Annotated in this window: 16 protein-coding genes and 2 tRNA genes; 9 read left to right on the top strand and 9 right to left on the bottom strand. The window is 40.2% G+C overall.

Annotation, left to right across the window (positions count from 1 at the left end; genetic code table 11):
- Positions 1 to 102: 102 nt before the first annotated feature.
- From F565_RS0104985 to F565_RS0104960, 5 genes are all read right to left on the bottom strand, one after another.
- The gene (locus tag F565_RS0104985; RefSeq protein ID WP_026299890.1) at positions 103 to 576 is read right to left on the bottom strand and encodes a VOC family protein; all 474 of its coding nucleotides are present in this window, start codon (positions 574 to 576) and stop codon (positions 103 to 105) included.
- A gap of 160 nt (positions 577 to 736) precedes the next feature.
- Positions 737 to 1,156, bottom strand: coding sequence for a nucleoside-diphosphate kinase (locus F565_RS0104980; protein WP_020212099.1), 420 nt, complete (start codon positions 1,154 to 1,156; stop codon positions 737 to 739).
- 233 nt (positions 1,157 to 1,389) lie between these two features.
- A complete protein-coding gene (gene bshC, locus F565_RS0104970; protein WP_020212097.1) occupies positions 1,390 to 2,979 on the bottom strand; it encodes a bacillithiol biosynthesis cysteine-adding enzyme BshC in 1,590 nt (529 codons plus the stop codon).
- 58 nt (positions 2,980 to 3,037) lie between these two features.
- Positions 3,038 to 3,379, bottom strand: coding sequence for a hypothetical protein (locus F565_RS0104965; protein ID WP_020212096.1), 342 nt, complete (start codon positions 3,377 to 3,379; stop codon positions 3,038 to 3,040).
- 27 nt (positions 3,380 to 3,406) lie between these two features.
- Positions 3,407 to 4,057, bottom strand: coding sequence for a hypothetical protein (locus tag F565_RS0104960; protein WP_026299889.1), 651 nt, complete (start codon positions 4,055 to 4,057; stop codon positions 3,407 to 3,409).
- A 95-nt stretch (positions 4,058 to 4,152) separates the two neighbouring features.
- Between F565_RS0104960 and F565_RS0104955 the strand changes: the two genes are divergently transcribed.
- Positions 4,153 to 6,717 (top strand): B12-binding domain-containing radical SAM protein, encoded by a 2,565-nt coding sequence (locus F565_RS0104955; protein WP_020212094.1) that lies wholly within the window; start codon positions 4,153 to 4,155, stop codon positions 6,715 to 6,717.
- 74 nt (positions 6,718 to 6,791) lie between these two features.
- On the opposite strand, the gene F565_RS0104950 is transcribed toward F565_RS0104955, so the two are convergent.
- Complete coding sequence (locus F565_RS0104950; protein ID WP_020212093.1) at positions 6,792 to 7,187, bottom strand: hypothetical protein; 396 nt, start codon at positions 7,185 to 7,187, stop codon at positions 6,792 to 6,794.
- A 67-nt stretch (positions 7,188 to 7,254) separates the two neighbouring features.
- Positions 7,255 to 8,583 (bottom strand): 30S ribosomal protein S12 methylthiotransferase RimO, encoded by a 1,329-nt coding sequence (gene rimO / locus F565_RS0104945; RefSeq protein WP_020212092.1) that lies wholly within the window; start codon positions 8,581 to 8,583, stop codon positions 7,255 to 7,257.
- A gap of 614 nt (positions 8,584 to 9,197) precedes the next feature.
- Here rimO and F565_RS0104940 point away from each other — a divergent pair.
- Positions 9,198 to 9,761, top strand: coding sequence for a hypothetical protein (locus F565_RS0104940; protein ID WP_020212091.1), 564 nt, complete (start codon positions 9,198 to 9,200; stop codon positions 9,759 to 9,761).
- A 192-nt stretch (positions 9,762 to 9,953) separates the two neighbouring features.
- Here the strand turns inward: F565_RS0104940 and F565_RS0104935 are convergent, their stop codons facing one another.
- Positions 9,954 to 11,462, bottom strand: a complete 1,509-nt coding sequence (locus F565_RS0104935) for an outer membrane protein transport protein (protein ID WP_020212090.1) — start codon at positions 11,460 to 11,462, stop codon at positions 9,954 to 9,956.
- Between the two features lie 74 nt (positions 11,463 to 11,536).
- A complete protein-coding gene (locus F565_RS0104930) occupies positions 11,537 to 12,658 on the bottom strand; it encodes a hypothetical protein (RefSeq protein ID WP_020212089.1) in 1,122 nt (373 codons plus the stop codon).
- Between the two features lie 100 nt (positions 12,659 to 12,758).
- Here F565_RS0104930 and proS point away from each other — a divergent pair, with 100 nt between their 5' ends.
- The 7 genes from proS (at position 12,759) to F565_RS0104895 (ending at position 16,291) form a co-directional block, all read left to right on the top strand.
- The gene (gene proS, locus F565_RS0104925; RefSeq protein WP_020212088.1) at positions 12,759 to 14,234 is read left to right on the top strand and encodes a proline--tRNA ligase; all 1,476 of its coding nucleotides are present in this window, start codon (positions 12,759 to 12,761) and stop codon (positions 14,232 to 14,234) included.
- Between the two features lie 81 nt (positions 14,235 to 14,315).
- Positions 14,316 to 14,387 (top strand) — tRNA-Glu (locus F565_RS0104920).
- 48 nt (positions 14,388 to 14,435) lie between these two features.
- Positions 14,436 to 14,507: transfer RNA gene (locus tag F565_RS0104915), tRNA-Glu, on the top strand.
- Positions 14,508 to 14,543: 36 nt separating this feature from the next.
- Positions 14,544 to 14,798, top strand: coding sequence for a 30S ribosomal protein S20 (gene rpsT / locus F565_RS0104910; protein WP_020212087.1), 255 nt, complete (start codon positions 14,544 to 14,546; stop codon positions 14,796 to 14,798).
- A gap of 112 nt (positions 14,799 to 14,910) precedes the next feature.
- The gene (locus tag F565_RS0104905) at positions 14,911 to 15,366 is read left to right on the top strand and encodes a hypothetical protein (RefSeq protein ID WP_154652532.1); all 456 of its coding nucleotides are present in this window, start codon (positions 14,911 to 14,913) and stop codon (positions 15,364 to 15,366) included.
- Between the two features lie 113 nt (positions 15,367 to 15,479).
- Positions 15,480 to 15,752, top strand: a complete 273-nt coding sequence (locus F565_RS0104900) for a hypothetical protein (protein WP_020212085.1) — start codon at positions 15,480 to 15,482, stop codon at positions 15,750 to 15,752.
- 122 nt (positions 15,753 to 15,874) lie between these two features.
- Positions 15,875 to 16,291, top strand: a complete 417-nt coding sequence (locus F565_RS0104895) for a hypothetical protein (RefSeq protein ID WP_156113881.1) — start codon at positions 15,875 to 15,877, stop codon at positions 16,289 to 16,291.
- The last annotated feature ends 819 nt before the right edge of the window (positions 16,292 to 17,110 follow it).

Genomic DNA, 17,110 nt, shown 5'->3' with positions numbered 1-17,110 from the left:
TAGCCCTGACGGAGCCGGTATCCTTGCAGCGATAGCGAAAAGATATAGGCGAGGGCAGGACCGGCCATTGCAAAAATGAGCTTAAATGGCTCCTCCTTATAATTACTGGTTGTAAGCTTCCTTAAGTTTTGAAATGTCAATCTTTTTCATTTCCATCATGGCTTTCATAACATTATTTGCTTTTACAGGATCTTTGTCTTTTAGTAATTTAGGAAGTATGGTTGGGGTTACCTGCCATGAAATACCAAATGGGTCTTTAAGCCAGCCACAAACGCTTTCCTCTCCGCCATTAGCGGTAAGGCCGTTCCAGTAATGGTCTACTTCTTCCTGATTATCACAGTTTATAGTAAAAGATATAGCTTCGGTATGCTTATACTGCGGGCCACCGTTAAGTATCATAAACTCCTGGCCAAAGATTTCGAAAACAACAGTGAGTATACTTCCGGTTTCTCCGGGAGCAGCCTCTGTGTAATAGGATATTTCTTTTACTTTAAAGTCGCTGAACAGATTTTTGTAAAGGTCGAGTGCCTCGTTTACATGCCCGTTAAACCAAAGGCAGGGTGTTACTTTTTGCATATTGTTGGTTTTAAGTTTGTTGTTTACCAAAGTTAAAAGATTACAATTGAACTTATGCTGTGCAAAACCGACAATTAGGAGGGTATAAAAGGACAAAAAAAAGCAGCCGGGGCTACCGACTGCTTTGTATTTTTTTTAGCCAAATGGCTGAGGTCTTGTATTAAAACTGCTCCCTGCCTGCAAAATGAAAAGCACCTTCTATAGCTGCGTTCTCATCGCTATCAGAACCATGAACAGCATTTTCGCCCATAGATGTAGCATATTTTTTACGAATAGTACCTTCGGCAGCATCAGCAGGGTTTGTGGCGCCAATCAGTTTCCTGAAATCTTCAACAGCGTTTTCTTTTTCAAGGATAGCTGCAACTATTGGGCCGCCCGACATAAACTCTACAAGTTCGCCATAAAAAGGCCTTTCGCTGTGTACTGCATAAAACGCCTGAGCATCTGTTACAGTAAGCTGCGTTAATTTTAGAGATACAATTTTGTAACCTGCATCTGTTATCATAGATAAAATACCACCGATATGCCCGTTTCTAACTGCATCCGGTTTAATCATTGTAAAAGTTCTGTTTGTTGCCATGGTGTTTTTTATATTTTGCGCAAAAGTAATGGTTTTAAATCAATACTTAAAATTTAGATGGTTTCTTTAAGGATAATTTAAAATTAGATCAGAGAGCAAAACTTAAAAGCCATGTTTCTTCTTAATATTAGCTTTAAAATCTTCTAATGGTATAAGGCTTGATGGGTCTTTAATATATTTCTCCCTTTCTTCCATTACAATTGCAAGTTGCTCGTCTGTCATAAAACTAAATTTTAAAGTACCACTACGTTAAATTCTTGCTCTAAAGGCTTAAGTTCTTTAAAGAGTTTGTCTAATAATTTACCATCGTGCTCCAGGTAAAACTCGGCAAAGTTAACTGTGCGTTCCTGTAAAGAACGGTTAGGGAAAAGCTCGTTTTGTATAAGGGTAATACGTTCCAGCTGATCGGCATGGCTGCGTTTTTCAGCACGAAGTAATTTTTTTTCAAGGTTTTGGAGGCCTTTAAGCTGCTTGGCCTGCTGTGCCTGTACTGCTCCTGTAAACGATGCATCGGTTTTAGTGGCAATGTCTGCCAGTGTTGCAAACTGCTGTTGCAGCACTTCTTTCTGCTCCGAAAAATCAAGTTGGAAAGCCGAGAATTCCTGTACTTTTTTGTTGAGTAGCAGTTGTTGTTTGGTAAAAACATCTGCCCAGGTAAGGTTTAGCTTGTCCAGTTTTTCAGCTTGTTTTTGTGTTGCCAGCAAGACCGAATTACGCAGTAACAGGATTGGGAAAGTAACATTTGAAGCTTCAAAAAATGACTTCAGTTCCAGCCAGTACGCCAACTCGCCGCCGCCGCCTATGTAGCAAAGATTGGGCAATATAACTTCCTGGTATAGCGGGCGCATGATTACGTTAGGGCTAAATTTTTCAGGATGGTTGTTTAATTCTGCAAGTAGTTCCGCTTCGGTAAAAGTCCGGTCGGTATTATTAACGGTATAAATACCATCTTGTAGTATAATACGTTCGCGAAGGGTATCTTCTATATAAAAAAGGTTTATTTCGCGCGGGTTAACCTGTATGTTGTAGTTTTTAAGTAGCTCTGTAGTTTCGGCAACTTTTTGTTGCGATGTTTGGTGCAGCAACTCTTCCTTAACGTACGGGATGAATAGCCTTTTCAGATCGGCGGTATCGGCATCAATAATTACAAGCCCCTGCTCGCCAAATATCTCGTTAGCAAGATACCGCGTGGCATCGGCAAGGTTGGTGTGCTTAAGGTAAGATGCTTCAAACAGGTCTTTAAGCCATTTGGCATTGTTACCCATACCTAGTTCTTTACTAAAGGCACCAAGCACGGCATCAAGCCCATCTATGTTAAGCCTGCCCACGGGTCCTGCACTTTCGCGGGGCCATTTTATTTTTTTATTCTGAAAATTAAAGTAGTTTATCTCCTCAAAATCATGGTCTTCGGTAGCCATCCAGTATACCGGTACAAAATGATAATCGGGATATTCCTCTTTTAACTGCTTTGCCAAATTAATTGCTGAAACTATTTTGTATAAAAAATAGAGCGGGCCGGTAAACAGGTTAAGCTGGTGACCGGTGGTTACGGTAAACGTGTTGTTTTTGCGTAAACGGCTTATGTTTTTTTGGGTAAGGGCAGATGTTTCTATGCTGCTGTATTGGTTTTCTAATGTGTCAGCCAGTATGCTGCGAAACTCCGGAGTGTAATTTTGCTGTTTTTCTTCCAGCTGCAGTTTAAAGTTTTGCAGGGTAGGGAAGCGGTGGTACAATGGCTTCAGGGTATCGTGCTGGTTTAGGTAATCGTTTATAAGCGGTGTAAAATATCCTGAACTCTGGTAGCTGATACAGTCTGATGGCATTGTAACTTGTTTTGTGCAAAATTACGGAAAAAAGGGATAGATAGATGGTTTTCTATAATTAATGCCAGTTATGTGTACAAAAGCGGCATTGCTTTGCCATGGGTGTACGGGCAAGCTTACCACATTTAGGGCAATTGTTTAAAAATACTTTGTCACTATTGTCTTTTAAAATCCTATTCGCAACGCGTATTTCGAAAGTGTCATATCCATCTCGTAACAAATCTAATACCGTCTCATTATCTGTAAGCCATCCTTGTTTTCTATACATCTTTTCCAGATTAGGATTTGATTCACCTGAAAGTTTTTGTAGAGAATGAATATGCCTGACGGCCATTGTTTCTTCAAGGCTAAGGAAATTAGAATAATAAGTAACTATATAATTTGCCGTTTCTGCGTCCACACTATTAATCGTATATTTATTTTAAAATTATTCCCACTGCTGTAACATCGACGTCAATTCTTTATAATCTTCACTAACGGCGCCGTCAAGCATAGTGAATGTACTAAACTCATTAAAATATTTTTTAGCTTTTGAATTACCCGATAATGCAGCTATAAATAATCTATACATAACTTCTTCAGCATCGCCTGCATAATTATTTTTTCCGGCTTCAAATTCCTTTAGTGTTTTTTCAATTTCAGCTTTGGTATACTTGCGGATATCCTGGTTTATTTTGTGCTTTCTTACCAGTTTGTTATTGTCATAACGAAAAGTTTCTGTACTCCAAAAGGTAGATATAAAACTTCTTTCTGGTCCTGTAGGAAGGTTCCTTATTTCTTTGATAGAAATTACATCGTTCTTAAAATCTACCGAACCAGTAAATATTGCTCCCCAAAAATTGATGGCCTCATTTTTTCCGCACTCCTGAAGAATAAATTCTGAATATGTTGTCTTACCGCTTTGTTCTTCTGTATAGCCACATAAAATTATTTCCTCGCCGGTTGTAAAATGAAAAGACTCCTTCGGCTTTTCACCTTTAATTGTGCCTGCCATTGTATTAGTAGGGCACGAACAGGAAGTGCTTTTTTGGGCAAATGCGAAATGGGTAATTAATGAGAGTAGAATAATTATCTTCATATTCAGGATTGTTTAATCGTAAATATACCCAAAATCCCTACACCGCATTATTTAAAAAATATCCCGTATTTTTGCACTCTTAATCCCCAATTGTTTTGAGTACCAAAGTATTTATCGTTACCCCGCCCTTTACACAGCTTAACACGCCTTACCCGGCTTCGGCATATATAAAAGGGTTCCTTAATACCAAGGGCATAGCCTCTACGCAGGCCGACCTGGGTATTGAAGTTATACTTAAATTGTTCTCTAAACAGGGATTGACTGATTTATTTGAAGAAATTAGCAATAGGCAATTAGCAATTAGCAATGGGCAACAGGCAACAGGCAATGGGCAATTAAATGTAGCCAATGCTAATACATCCCCCGAAGCTAACTCCCCTCTCCTTCGGAGAGGGGCTGGGGGTGAGGTAAACGAGGCAAAAGGAAATAAGCAACAGGCAACAGGCAATGAGCAATTAAAAGTAGCCAATACTAACACATCCCCCGAAGCTAACTCCCCTATCCTTAAGAGAGGGGCTGGGGGAGAGGACAACCATGCAACAACTAACGAGCAAGGGGCCGGGGGTGAGGTTGAACCTCCCACTTCCGACTCCTACCCTGTAGTTCCATCCCCTCAATTTGGTGCAGCGGGTCAAGCCCAACACCCATCAGCCAACAACCAACCATTATCTGCCAACGCACAGCGCATCATCGCCCTTAAAAACGAGTACCTTAAAACCATAGATGCCGTTATATTGTTCCTTCAGGGGCATAACCCCACGCTGAGCCACCTTATATGCCGGGAAGATTTCCTGCCCGAAGCATCACGCTTTGCACAGCTCGAAGAACTCGACTGGGCTTTTGGAACTATGGGCGTTCAGGATAAGGCCAAGCACCTTGCCACGCTGTACCTTGAAGATATAAGCGACCTTATTGTAGAGTGTATCGATCCGCATTTTGGCTTTAGCCGCTATGCCGAAAGAATGGGGCGATCGGCCAACTCGTTCGATGAGCTGTACAACATGCTGCAACAGCCGTTTACATATATAGACGAAATTTTAATCGAGTTGCTGCACGAGCGTATGCTTACGGTTAACCCACAACTGGTATGCTTTTCGGTACCGTTTCCGGGTAATTTGTATGCCGCCTTTAGGAGCGCTCAGTACATTAAGCAAAATTTTCCCGGCGTAAAAACTGCTATGGGCGGTGGTTTCCCCAATACCGAATTACGCTCCCTTACCGATGCCCGCGTGATGGAATTCTTCGATTTCATAACGCTCGATGATGGCGAATCTCCGCTGGAATGCCTTATTGAACACATAGATGGCAAGCGTGAGGTAGGCCAGCTTAAACGCACGTTCGCACTGGTAGATGGTGCCGTTAAATATATAGACAATTCCGGTTGCCGTGATTACAAGCAGGCAGATGTGGGCACACCCGATTATTCTGATTTGCTTTTAGACAGTTACATATCGGTTATAGAAATTGTAAACCCTATGCACCGCATGTGGAGCGATGGCCGCTGGAACAAACTTACCATGGCACACGGCTGCTACTGGGGCAAGTGTACCTTTTGCGATATATCTTTAGATTATATTAAAGTGTACGAACCTGTAGCGGCTAAATTGTTGTGCGACCGTATGGAAGAGCTTATTGCCCAAACGGGACAAAACGGTTTCCATTTTGTAGACGAAGCTGCACCGCCTGCACTAATGCGAGAAATGGCGTTGGAAATTCTGCGTCGCAACCTTGCCGTTACATGGTGGACAAACATCCGGTTTGAAAAGAGCTTTAGTGCCGACTTATGCCGGATACTAAAGGCCTCCGGTTGTATTGCAGTTTCGGGAGGGCTTGAAGTGGCATCAGACAGGCTTTTAGAACTGATACAAAAAGGTGTTACCGTAGCCCAGGTAGCACGGGTTACCAGCAACTTTACCCAGGCCGGTATCATGGTGCATGCCTACCTTATGTATGGTTTCCCTACGCAAACAGCGCAGGAAACTATAGACAGCCTCGAGATGGTACGCCAAATGTTTGAAGTAGGGATACTGCAGTCAGGCTTTTGGCACCAGTTTGCCATGACTGCACACAGCCCCGTGGGTATGTACCCGGAGCAATTTGGCGTACTTAAAGAAACAGAACATGTAGGCAGCTTTGCCAATAACGATATTATTCACATAGATAAAACAGGTGCCAACCACGATAAGTTTAGCTTCGGGCTTAAGAAGTCGCTGTTTAACTACATGCACGGTATTTGTTTTGATTATTCGTTGCAGGATTGGTTCGAATTTAAGGTCCCTAAAACTAAAGTGCCCGATGGTTACATTTATAATGTGCTGCAGGAAGATGATAACTTTACCACCAAGCCTACTGCAAAAGTGGTTTGGACAGGTGGTAAACCGGCCGTTACCTACATAACCAAAACTAAAAAGGGCAGGAGTTTTGAGAATGCCTCGCTTACCTTTCATGATAAAAAAGAAAGCTTTACCATACAGGTAGATAAAGAGCAGGGCGAGTGGCTAACTGCTTTTTTAGATAAGGCGGCTGTAGCCAATAAAGCTGTACTTAGTTTTGCACAAACAAAGCAGAGCTATGAAGATGCAGGCCTTGAAGACTTTGAGCTCCTGTGGTACAGTAAGCCTGTAAATACCCTTAGGGAATTTGGGCTGTTAGTGTTATAAAATAAAACCACGAATTACAGTAATTCCAAAAATTGATTGGCAGTAGTGTAATTCGTGGCTTAATTTTAAACTTCTTAATACTTGCGCTTGTCCTGTATCGTGGTTTTGTATTTTGTTTTTTGATCTTCAGATAGTATGGGTACAATCTTAGCATCTATCTTATCATTAATGGCTTTTGCCCTGTCGCGCCTTTCGTCGGAAGTAATTTCTTTGGCAGCCATAAGTTCGTTTATAGCATCGCGCTGCTCCTCTACAATAGTGCGTATTGCAGCCTGCTGAAAATCATCCAGTTTAAGTTCTTTTGTATAGTATTCAACCGTTTGGTCTACAAAGTCGGTGCTTTTACCATCCTTAGCTTTTGGTGCCCTCCTGTACTGCCCGCTTCCTATACGCCTGTCTACCTGCGCATAAGATGTTGCAGATATAAATAAAGCCAGTGCTAAAAAAATATAATACGCTCTAAATTTCATAGTATACTTAAATTGATTATCAAACTTAATAAAAAAAGCTAAAGATTTTTCACTTTAGCTTCCTTTTTTAATTAGCCTGTACCGAAGCCGGAACGCCATAAAGGTCAAATTCGGTAGCATCGGTAATAATAATATTTACAAACTCACCTGTTTTAAGGTAAGCTATAGAGGCATCTATAAGTACTTCGTTGTCAACATCGGGGCTGTCAAACTCGGTTCTTCCCACAAAATGGGCACCTTCTTTACGGTCGATGATGCAACGGAAGGTCTTGCCTATTTTTTCCTGGTTAAGGTCCCACGAAATCTGGCTTTGTATCTCCATGATCTCGTTAGCACGTTGTTGTTTTACATCGGCAGGAACATCATCTTCAAGCAGGTAAGCGTGTGTGTTCTCTTCATGGCTGTAGGTAAAACAGCCCAGGCGCTCAAAACGCATTTCCTGTACCCAGTCTTTCATGATCTGGAAATCCTCTTCGGTCTCACCCGGGTAGCCCGTAATAAGCGTAGTCCTTATAGTCATGCCCGGCACCGCTTCACGAAACTCTTTTAACAGCTTAGTGGTTTTGGCTTGTGTTGTACCACGGCGCATTGATTTTAATATTTTATCGCTTATGTGCTGTAGCGGAATATCAAGGTAGTTACAAATTTTAGGTTCGCGCCTCATAAGTTCCAGCACATCCATAGGGAAACCTGTAGGGAATGCATAATGCAGGCGGATCCACTCAATGCCCTCTACAGCAACCAAACCTTCCAATAGTTCGGCAAGGTTGCGTTTTTTATACAGGTCAAGGCCATAATAGGTTAAGTCCTGTGCAATAAGTATAAGTTCCTTTACGCCATTTTTAGCAAGGCCCTCAGCTTCTTTAACCAGCTTTTCTATAGGCTGGGAAACGTGTTTGCCACGCATTAACGGTATAGCGCAAAAACTGCACGGGCGGTCGCAGCCTTCGGCAATTTTTAGGTAAGCATAATTTTTAGGGGTAGTGGTAAGGCGTTCGCCCAGTAGCTCGTGCCTGTAATCAGCACCCAGTGCTTTAAGCAGGCCGGGAAGTTCTGTAGTGCCAAAATACTGGTCTACATTAGGGATCTCCTTTTGTAAATCGGGCTTATAGCGTTCGCTAAGGCAACCCGTTACAAAAACCTTATCTACAAGGCCCTGTTCTTTTTTGTCGACATAATTAAGTATCATGTTAACCGACTCTTCCTTGGCATTATCAATAAATCCGCAGGTGTTTATAACAATGATGTTTCCTTCGTCGTGTGCAGGAGCCTCATGGGTAACATCTTTGCCGCTTGCGCGTAACTGACCCATAAGCACTTCGCTGTCATACACGTTCTTAGAACATCCCAGCGTAATTACATTGATCTTATTTTTCTTTATCGACTTGGTTCTCATGTACTTGAAATTGGAGTGCAAAATTAAGCATTTATTAACAGGTAGAAGTATTTTGTGAGTTAAAATTTATAAGACAGATATTAAATGTGAGATAGTAGATAATATACCACAGCTATCCCAAAGTTTTGTACATTAGTACATATTAATAATAAGCTTAACGAATAAGTTTTATGGGTGGTACCAGTAAAATAAATCCGAAAGATATCCTTTGCTGGCTACTGCTATTTAGTTTTTATTCAATAAGGATTAGCGCTTATAGGGGGCCGTCATCTGATGCTTTGATGTATGTTATTTACGTTGTTGTTTCTAATTTTATAGTTAACAGGAGTGTTTTTTTATTAGATGTTTCTTTAGTAATTATATTTGCCGGTATTTATTATGCCTATTGTGTTTTAAAAAATAAAAAGCTTGTAATTCCACTATTGGTATTGATACTTGTGTGGGTAGGCATACTTTGTTTTTACAGCGGATTATTTCGAGAGAGCCTGTTTTTATTGAGTTCGATACCATTCTTTTTGTTGACGGTTATTTGCATGCTAAATGAATTAAGTCTTTTAAAATTCAAATTTTTAAATTGAACCTTTACTGTTTCATTAATTGAGTTATAATTTTAAATGAAAAAACGCGTATTATTTTTGGCCGTAATTTGTCTTCTCTTCTCTTGTAAAGATAGAGAGGGCAACCAACCAAATTTATATAAAACAACATGGCAATCTACAGTTGTAAGCTATAATTTTCCTCAGTTTTATTTAGATGGTTTTATCATTAACTCACGTGCAGAGTCGTATTATGTCTTTAAAATAAAAAGCTTTAACAAAGGTGAAATAGCGATAAATGATTTCAAAAAAATTGTTGCAAAGTATAATGATAAATTTATTCCGGTAGCTATAAGTACGATTAGGCAGGATGAAGATGGGTATGCATTATCATCGTCACTTTCAGATAGTCTTTTTATTAAAGCGGTAATAAATGAGGGATTTACAATAAAATCTGACGTTAAGTCTTTTGAAGATAAAATTTTTAAAAGCTGCGATAGTGTAGCTAAAGGTTTGGATTTTATTATGATAATGAAAAATGGAGATAGTTTATCAATAGCAAAATCTAAGGATTTCAGAATTAAAATGATACGTAAGTATTCTGAACAGGAAGTGGGCAAAGAGCTAAAAAAGGTAGATTGATTATGTTAATGCTATACGAATTAAACAACTTTAAGTTTTTACCTGCGCTGTACTCAGTGCGGGTTTTCTTTACAAAGTTTCCGTTCTATTATCTAATGTCTAAAGTCTATCATCTCATATCTATCATCCAAAATTAAAAAGCCACCCGAATAAATTCCCGGATGGCTCTTTCGTTTATAGTAAGATGAAAAACTATAAGTCTATTGTGTATGATAATATAATGTTGTTGCCTGTAGTGTTTACCCTTGCGGCATCGGTTAAGCCTGGTGTAAACAGTGCAGTATTTGTTTTACGCTGGTACCATGAGTAGGCAAGGTCTAAGCGGGAACCTCCGCCCAGTGCAAAACCAAAACCTGCCGTAGCGCCGGTTAGCCCGCCCACGCTGCCGCTATTTTTATAAGGGCTTTGCTGGTAGCGGTAACCGCCTCTAAGGCTAAAAGCTTTAATGCGGTATTCGCCACCTATGCGCAGTTCGCCGGCCCAGTCAAGGGTGTTGGCAAGCTCTGTATTAAGGGCAGTATATTTATTACCGGTATATTTTGTGTTGCCGTAATTTCTCAGGGCATAATCTACGCTTAGAAGTCCGCTTTTGCCAAAAATATAAGCAAGGCTTCCTGTATATTTAGAAGGCGATTTTATAGTGTAATCGTCTGTAACAAATGTAGCGCCGGGGTTGTAGCCCGTGGTAGTGCCATCATTATTAGCGGTAACGCTCTGGGTAATTTCATCCTGCAGCCTTAACCATGTAGGCGATTCATAAGCAAGCCCTACCCGAAAAGCCTCGGTAACTTTAGCAATAGCCCCCACGTTAAACGATACTCCGCCGCCATACGTATAGCGCCTTGTGTCTAACTGGTACCATTGCAACCCTGTTGTATTGGGGTTATTAGTGTCTTCATACAGGCTGGTGGTATTAATATAGTCGGCAAAATGCACATTAATGTTAGCACCCACATATAATTTTTCTTTCAGTTGTGCGGCAAAGTTAAGTGCCACTTTGCCATTAAAGCCCGTAGTATTTATATAGCTTTCCTGGTAATAGTTACCTCTTGCAGGCACATTGCTTACATAAGGCGCTCCTACGGGGCTGGTATTAGGGTCAAAAACATAAGCGTTGTAACCCAGGTAAGCCTGCTGGTCTATAAAACTATAGCTCACATAGTCGTTGCTGTTACCGCTAAGCACTTCATCTGCAACAGGCCCTTCGTTACCTATGCCATTTGCGTAGCGTAAAAAATAGCGGTCTAACGAGTTGGTAGGGTTAACACCGCGAATGTTAAGTGTATTCTCGAAACTATTAGTATTTTCATAGTTAAAGCCAAGGGTAAACTTGTTCATAAAAGCACCCTCTTTAGCATTGTTAAAAACAAACACGGCACCTACCTGATTAAGGTCGAAACTGTTGTCATTCTGCTTTTGCGAAGTGCCAAAATAATTTGCTTTATTGCTTACGTTATAGCTGCTTACAGTAGCAGTACCACTGTTATATAAAAAAATGGCCGACCCCGCAGGATTTACACCTATAGAAGACATATCTCCACCCACGGCACCAAAAGCACCACTCATAGCACGAAAACGTGCCGTACCGGTAAGGTTATCCTGTGTATATCGCAGGGCATCGGCAGCACTGTTAAGGTCCTGCTGTGCGTGTGCTGCTGTTGCTGCAAGCATAATTGCAGCGCAAAATAAATATTTTTTCATAGCTTGATTAATCGGTTAAAAAAAATAGTCCCATGTTATTGCAAAGCACATTAACATGGGACTGTATGGGTTTATTAGCCTCTTCGGCCGCCACCGCCGCCCCCGCCACCGCGAGAACCGCCGCCTCCGCCACCGCCAGATGATCTTCCTCCGCCAAAGCCGCCACCGCCTCCGCTGCTGCGTGATGGTGCGCTAAAGCTTGGGCTGCTGCTGCGTGATGGTGCACTTGCCGGTGAGTAACTTCTTGTGCCGCCGTTATTGTAACCGCGTGATGAGTTGTTAAATGAGTTGCGGGATGGTGCTACTCCATTATTTCTGCCGGCGTTATCATATCGTGTTCCGCCGTTGTTAGAGCGTACTATGCCTGTGCTGTTCCTGCCGTTGTTAAATCGTGTAGTGCTTATTGTAGACCTGCCGCCTGCATAACCCGACCTGCCTGCTGCGTTACCAATTGCCGACCTGCCGCCATAGTTTGCAACGCCACGCCCACCTGCATAAGATGACCTGCCAGCTATACCGTTATTACGGGGGTAAGCCATATTGCTCCTGCCCGTATTACGGCCATAGTTGTAATAATTGTTGCCGTAGTAGCCATTGTAATAACCACCACCGTAGCCCCAACCGCCATAGTATGGTGTGGCCCAGCCGCCGCCCCAGCCAAAGCCAAGTCCCCAGCCGCCATAACCGCCGCCCCAGCCGTAGCCAAGACCCCAGCCACCGTAACCGCCATAGCCCCAGCCCCCATAGTATGGGTAGCCCCAGCCGCCGTAACCGCCCCAGCCACCATAACCGTAGCCATTGCCGCCATATACATTTACGGTAACATTATCTGTACTTTCGCCCCAGCCGCCATAAGCGTCTACATTTTGGTTTTGTACGCTTACAACAGTATCATTATAAGTACTGTAGTTATCTACATCGGTTAAAACAGGGTATTGATCCTGCAATGAGTTAAAATAAGTGGCATAACCGGTATTTTGCCCACTGTTATCGCCATCCCTGTATTGTTGTACAGAGCCGTCGTTGTATTTATAAACAGGGTCGTTATTACGGTCGCGCGGCACAGAGCCGTAAACACCATCGCTGTCGTTAGCCGATGTGTTTTGGTAAGAACTGCAGGAAGTTGCAGCCCAGCCAAGAAATCCCATTAAGGAAAAAAGGGAAATCCTGCGGAGGTTTAAGTATTCAGTTTTCATATCTCTGCATTTTTTTATTGTTCACCATACAAAAATAGTTAGTTTTGCTAAACTATTTATACAATTAAAGTTAAACAATTTTTGTGCCAAATTAAATATAATGAGTAAGAATTTAACAAAGCGATCGGAAGATTATTCCAAGTGGTATAATGAACTGGTTGTAAAAGCAGACCTTGCTGAAAACTCAGCAGTTAGAGGATGTATGGTGATAAAGCCCTACGGCTATGCAATATGGGAAAAAATGCAGGCAGAACTGGACAGGATGTTTAAAGAAACAGGCCACCAGAATGCTTACTTCCCGCTGTTTATACCCAAATCTTTTTTTAGCAAAGAGGCCAGCCACGTAGATGGCTTTGCCAAAGAGTGTGCTGTTGTTACCCATTACAGGCTGCGCACCGCTGCCGACGGAAAAACTATTGAGGTAGACCCCGATGCAAAGCTGGAAGAAGAGCTTATTGTGCGCCCAACATCTGAAACAATAATATGGAATACCTATAAAGGCTGGATACAATCGTATCGCGACCTGCCGCTGCTTATAAACCAGTGGGCTAACGTAGTGCGCTGGGAAATGCGTACAAGGCTGTTTTTACGTACTGCCGAATTTCTTTGGCAGGAGGGGCATACTGCCCACGCTACTGAAACCGAAGCTGTTGCTGAAGCAGAACAGATGATGAACGTTTATGCTGATTTTGCGCAGAACTTTATGGCTATACCGGTTATAAAAGGAATCAAGACAGCCAATGAGCGTTTTGCCGGTGCTATAGAAACCTATTGTATTGAGGCTTTAATGCAGGACGGTAAAGCACTGCAAGCAGGTACCTCGCACTTTTTAGGCCAAAATTTTGCCAAGGCGTTCGATGTGAAGTTTGCCAATAAAGAAGGTAAGCAGGACTATGTATGGGCTACCTCATGGGGTGTCTCTACAAGGCTTATGGGAGCACTTGTAATGACCCATAGCGATGATAACGGCCTTGTGCTGCCACCTAACCTGGCGCCTATACAAGTGGTTATTGTGCCTATTTATAAAGGCGACGAACAGTTTGAAGCCATATCTGCCGAAGCAAAACAGCTTATGGCACGCTTAAGGAAACTGGGCATTACCGTAAAATATGACGACAGGGATACGCACAAACCGGGCTTTAAGTTTGCCGAGTACGAGCTTAAAGGTGTGCCGGTGCGTGTTGCTATAGGGCCAAACGACCTTGCCAATGGCACGTTTGAAGTTGCAAGGCGTGATACCCTTACTAAAGAAACCGTAATTAGTGCCGATATTGTGAGCCACATTAGCGATTTGCTCGAAGAAATGCAGGCAGCATTGTTTAACAAGGCGCTAAATTTTAGGGACAGCCATATTACAGAGGTAAATACCTTTGATGAATTTAAAGACGTTTTAGAGAATAAAACAGGCTTTATATCAGCTCATTGGGATGGTACCACAGCCACCGAAGAAAAGATTAAAGAGCTTACAAAAGCGACCATTCGCTGCATTGCCTTGGACCGTAAGGAAGAAGCGGGAACCTGTGTATATACTGGGGCTCCAAGCGTGGGAAGGGTGCTGTTTGCAAAGGCGTATTAATTTTTTTTGAAAATTTTTGTTTCAACTATTGCAGAAGTAAAAAACAGTTGTATCTTTGCATCCGCATTAGAGAAACAAAATGGCCCGTTCGTCTATCGGTTAGGACGCCAGGTTTTCATCCTGGTAAGGGGGGTTCGATTCCCCCACGGGCTACAAATTACAGGTTCGGGATAATCCGGTTACTGTTTTAGCAAAACAATCGGTCCGTTCGTCTAGGGGTTAGGACGCCAGGTTTTCATCCTGGTAACAGGGGTTCGATTCCCCTACGGACTACAATAAAATATAACAAAGACATTAAGTTAAGAAAAAATGGCAAATCATAAGTCAGCTTTAAAAAGAATAAGGACAAACGAAAAGAAAAGGGTGTTGAACAAGTATCAGCACAAAACTACTCGTAATGCTATAAAGGCAATACGTTTAGCTACTGACAAGACTGAAGCTACAGGTAAACTTCCATCTGTTGTTTCTATGATTGATAAATTAGCTAAGAAAAACATCATCCATGCTAATAAGGCTTCAAACCTTAAATCAAAACTTACAAGGCACGTAGCATCTCTTAACTAAGAGATACACGAATTAATAAACAGAAAGCTCCCAATAGGGGGCTTTTTTGTTTTATATTAGCTTTGTGGGAGTCCAACTATATATACTACTATCCCAAAACTTAAAAGACTTTATGAAAGTAGAATTTAAAGCAATTAGTGAATCAGATTTTAGAGAAACGGGCTCAATATTACTTTTTAACACTGAACGTCCAAGATGCTACGGAATAATCTTCAATGAAGAAATTTCATTTAAATTTGGATGGCAAAGTGACTTAATTACTCCAGAGATAAATGAAGTATCAGAAAATGTTTATTCTCTTGGAATAGATTTGAATTTTGCTATAATTGATTTTAATAAAAATAGTATTGTTACTAATTTATTGTTAGACTACTTTTTTTATCTAACGAAATTATATGAAGATTATCTATATGTAATAACAGAGCTTTCAATTATTAGAATTGAATTGGTAACATTTACCATAATCGAGACACTTTACCTACCTGATATTTTTAAAGAAATTGTATTTGATAAGAACAGGATAGAGGTTAAATGCTTTAACGATGAAATTGCTTATTTCGCTATATAGGGTTGATAATAATAGTACTAAGTCATCATTTGCAGCAACAAATAACTGCTTACGACCTAAACAGAATATCCCGAACATTAAAAGCAATAAGTATCGAAAATCCAATATGAGAAATGGAATTGTCAGATTTAAAAAAGAAGTATTTTTATAGCCTTGGTATTGCAGCATATAATTCAATTGAGCCTTCAGAAATTGAAGATATAGATAAAAGTTTATTAATGCTGCAACAGAAATATATATCATATGTAGTCGATCATAAACTTCTCCCGGTACCCTTAACGGAAGTTTGTCATGACTTAATTATAGAAGATAAAATTATTGGGTATTATAAAATATATCTTGATCCTACAAATATAATTATAGAAGAAATTTTATTTCTTTACTAATCAAGTAGCGGCGGAATATAAAAACTTCTAATTATTTTCAAAACTCCTATGAAACAAGTAATAATAAAAAATATCCTACAGGTTGGAGTAATAATTAATAAGGTTATCGTGAATAGAATAATATGAGAAAGATAATTAGCTTGTTAATATTAATTTTCTGTATCAGTTGTACCGCTCAGGTAAGCATGACTGGTATGGTAAGTAAAATTAATTCTGCAAATAATTTTACTATTATAAGTGGTAGCAAATCATATACTGTTACTTTAACAGATACGAAGCTCTACGAAAATTCCCAAACTAATCTGGATGCTGTAAAATATCTAACTGAAAAACTCCTGTCTAAAGATGTTGTTATAACAGACATTGTAAAGCAAGGTGATGTAATCATGGGTAATGCAATATATAATTGTATAAATTATAATGTAAAGGATGATATACCTTGTTCAGCAGGTAATGTACTTAATGTTGAAATGTTGAAACTGAAATTGATTCAATATAGTGGAAGTAATGAGTTTTTAAAAAAGATATCCAGAGAGTGATTACTTACATTTAATAACTCATATATAAAATCTGAACTAATTCAGTAATATGGGATTTTTAAAAAGGCAACAGACTTGAAATAGTTAAAGCTCTATTAGCAGTAATTTTCTACCTGCGTACATTATACTGAATGAGTGATATATTTCTGCGTTGGCTAAAAATAAATAACCATTCCTACTCCTTCGCTTTTTACTCCTCTGCAAGTTCTGTATCATCGGCATCGGCTTTCAGGCCTTCCTGCTGGTGCACGGCTTCGGCTTCATACTGCAGGCTTATGAAAATGAGAAAATGACCTGAATCAAATTCGTTCCTTTACTATATATTCTGCAAGGGTATGCATTCCTGTTTTGTGCTGTAGGGCGTTAATGATTTTTAATACTGCTTTTGGCAGGTGTAAGTGCACGTCTTCTATGTAAATAATTAAATCGGTTTTTAAAATCACATGCTTGTGTGTATTATCACACTTTAAAGAGATGTGTATTTTGGCAAGATTTATTATACATATATATAAAGGTGTAAAATGCGTGTTCATTATTTGCTATAAATCATAAATGAGAGTTTGATATTATGTATGGAGCTAATAATATTTAATAATGAATTATTGATTTTGTAGGATGAGCTAAATGTGCATATATTCAAAAAATGCATTTCGTCGATTAAAAATGCCGATAAACAAAGGGAATTTGGCTATGTTTAGTATTTAAAATACTCTTAAATGCGCTTTTTTTTGTTTAACTTTTTTTTAGTAAACCCTTTTCGGGCTTTTTTTCATTCATTTGATACATAAAGTTGAATTTTGACCGCTTTTTTAATTCAAC

It is taken from the genome of Flavobacterium rivuli WB 3.3-2 = DSM 21788 (assembly GCF_000378485.1).
GTDB classification, from domain to species: domain Bacteria; phylum Bacteroidota; class Bacteroidia; order Flavobacteriales; family Flavobacteriaceae; genus Flavobacterium; species Flavobacterium rivuli.
The sequence above is the reverse complement of the archived record's forward strand: the minus strand, read 5'-3'. Positions and strand labels throughout refer to the sequence as shown.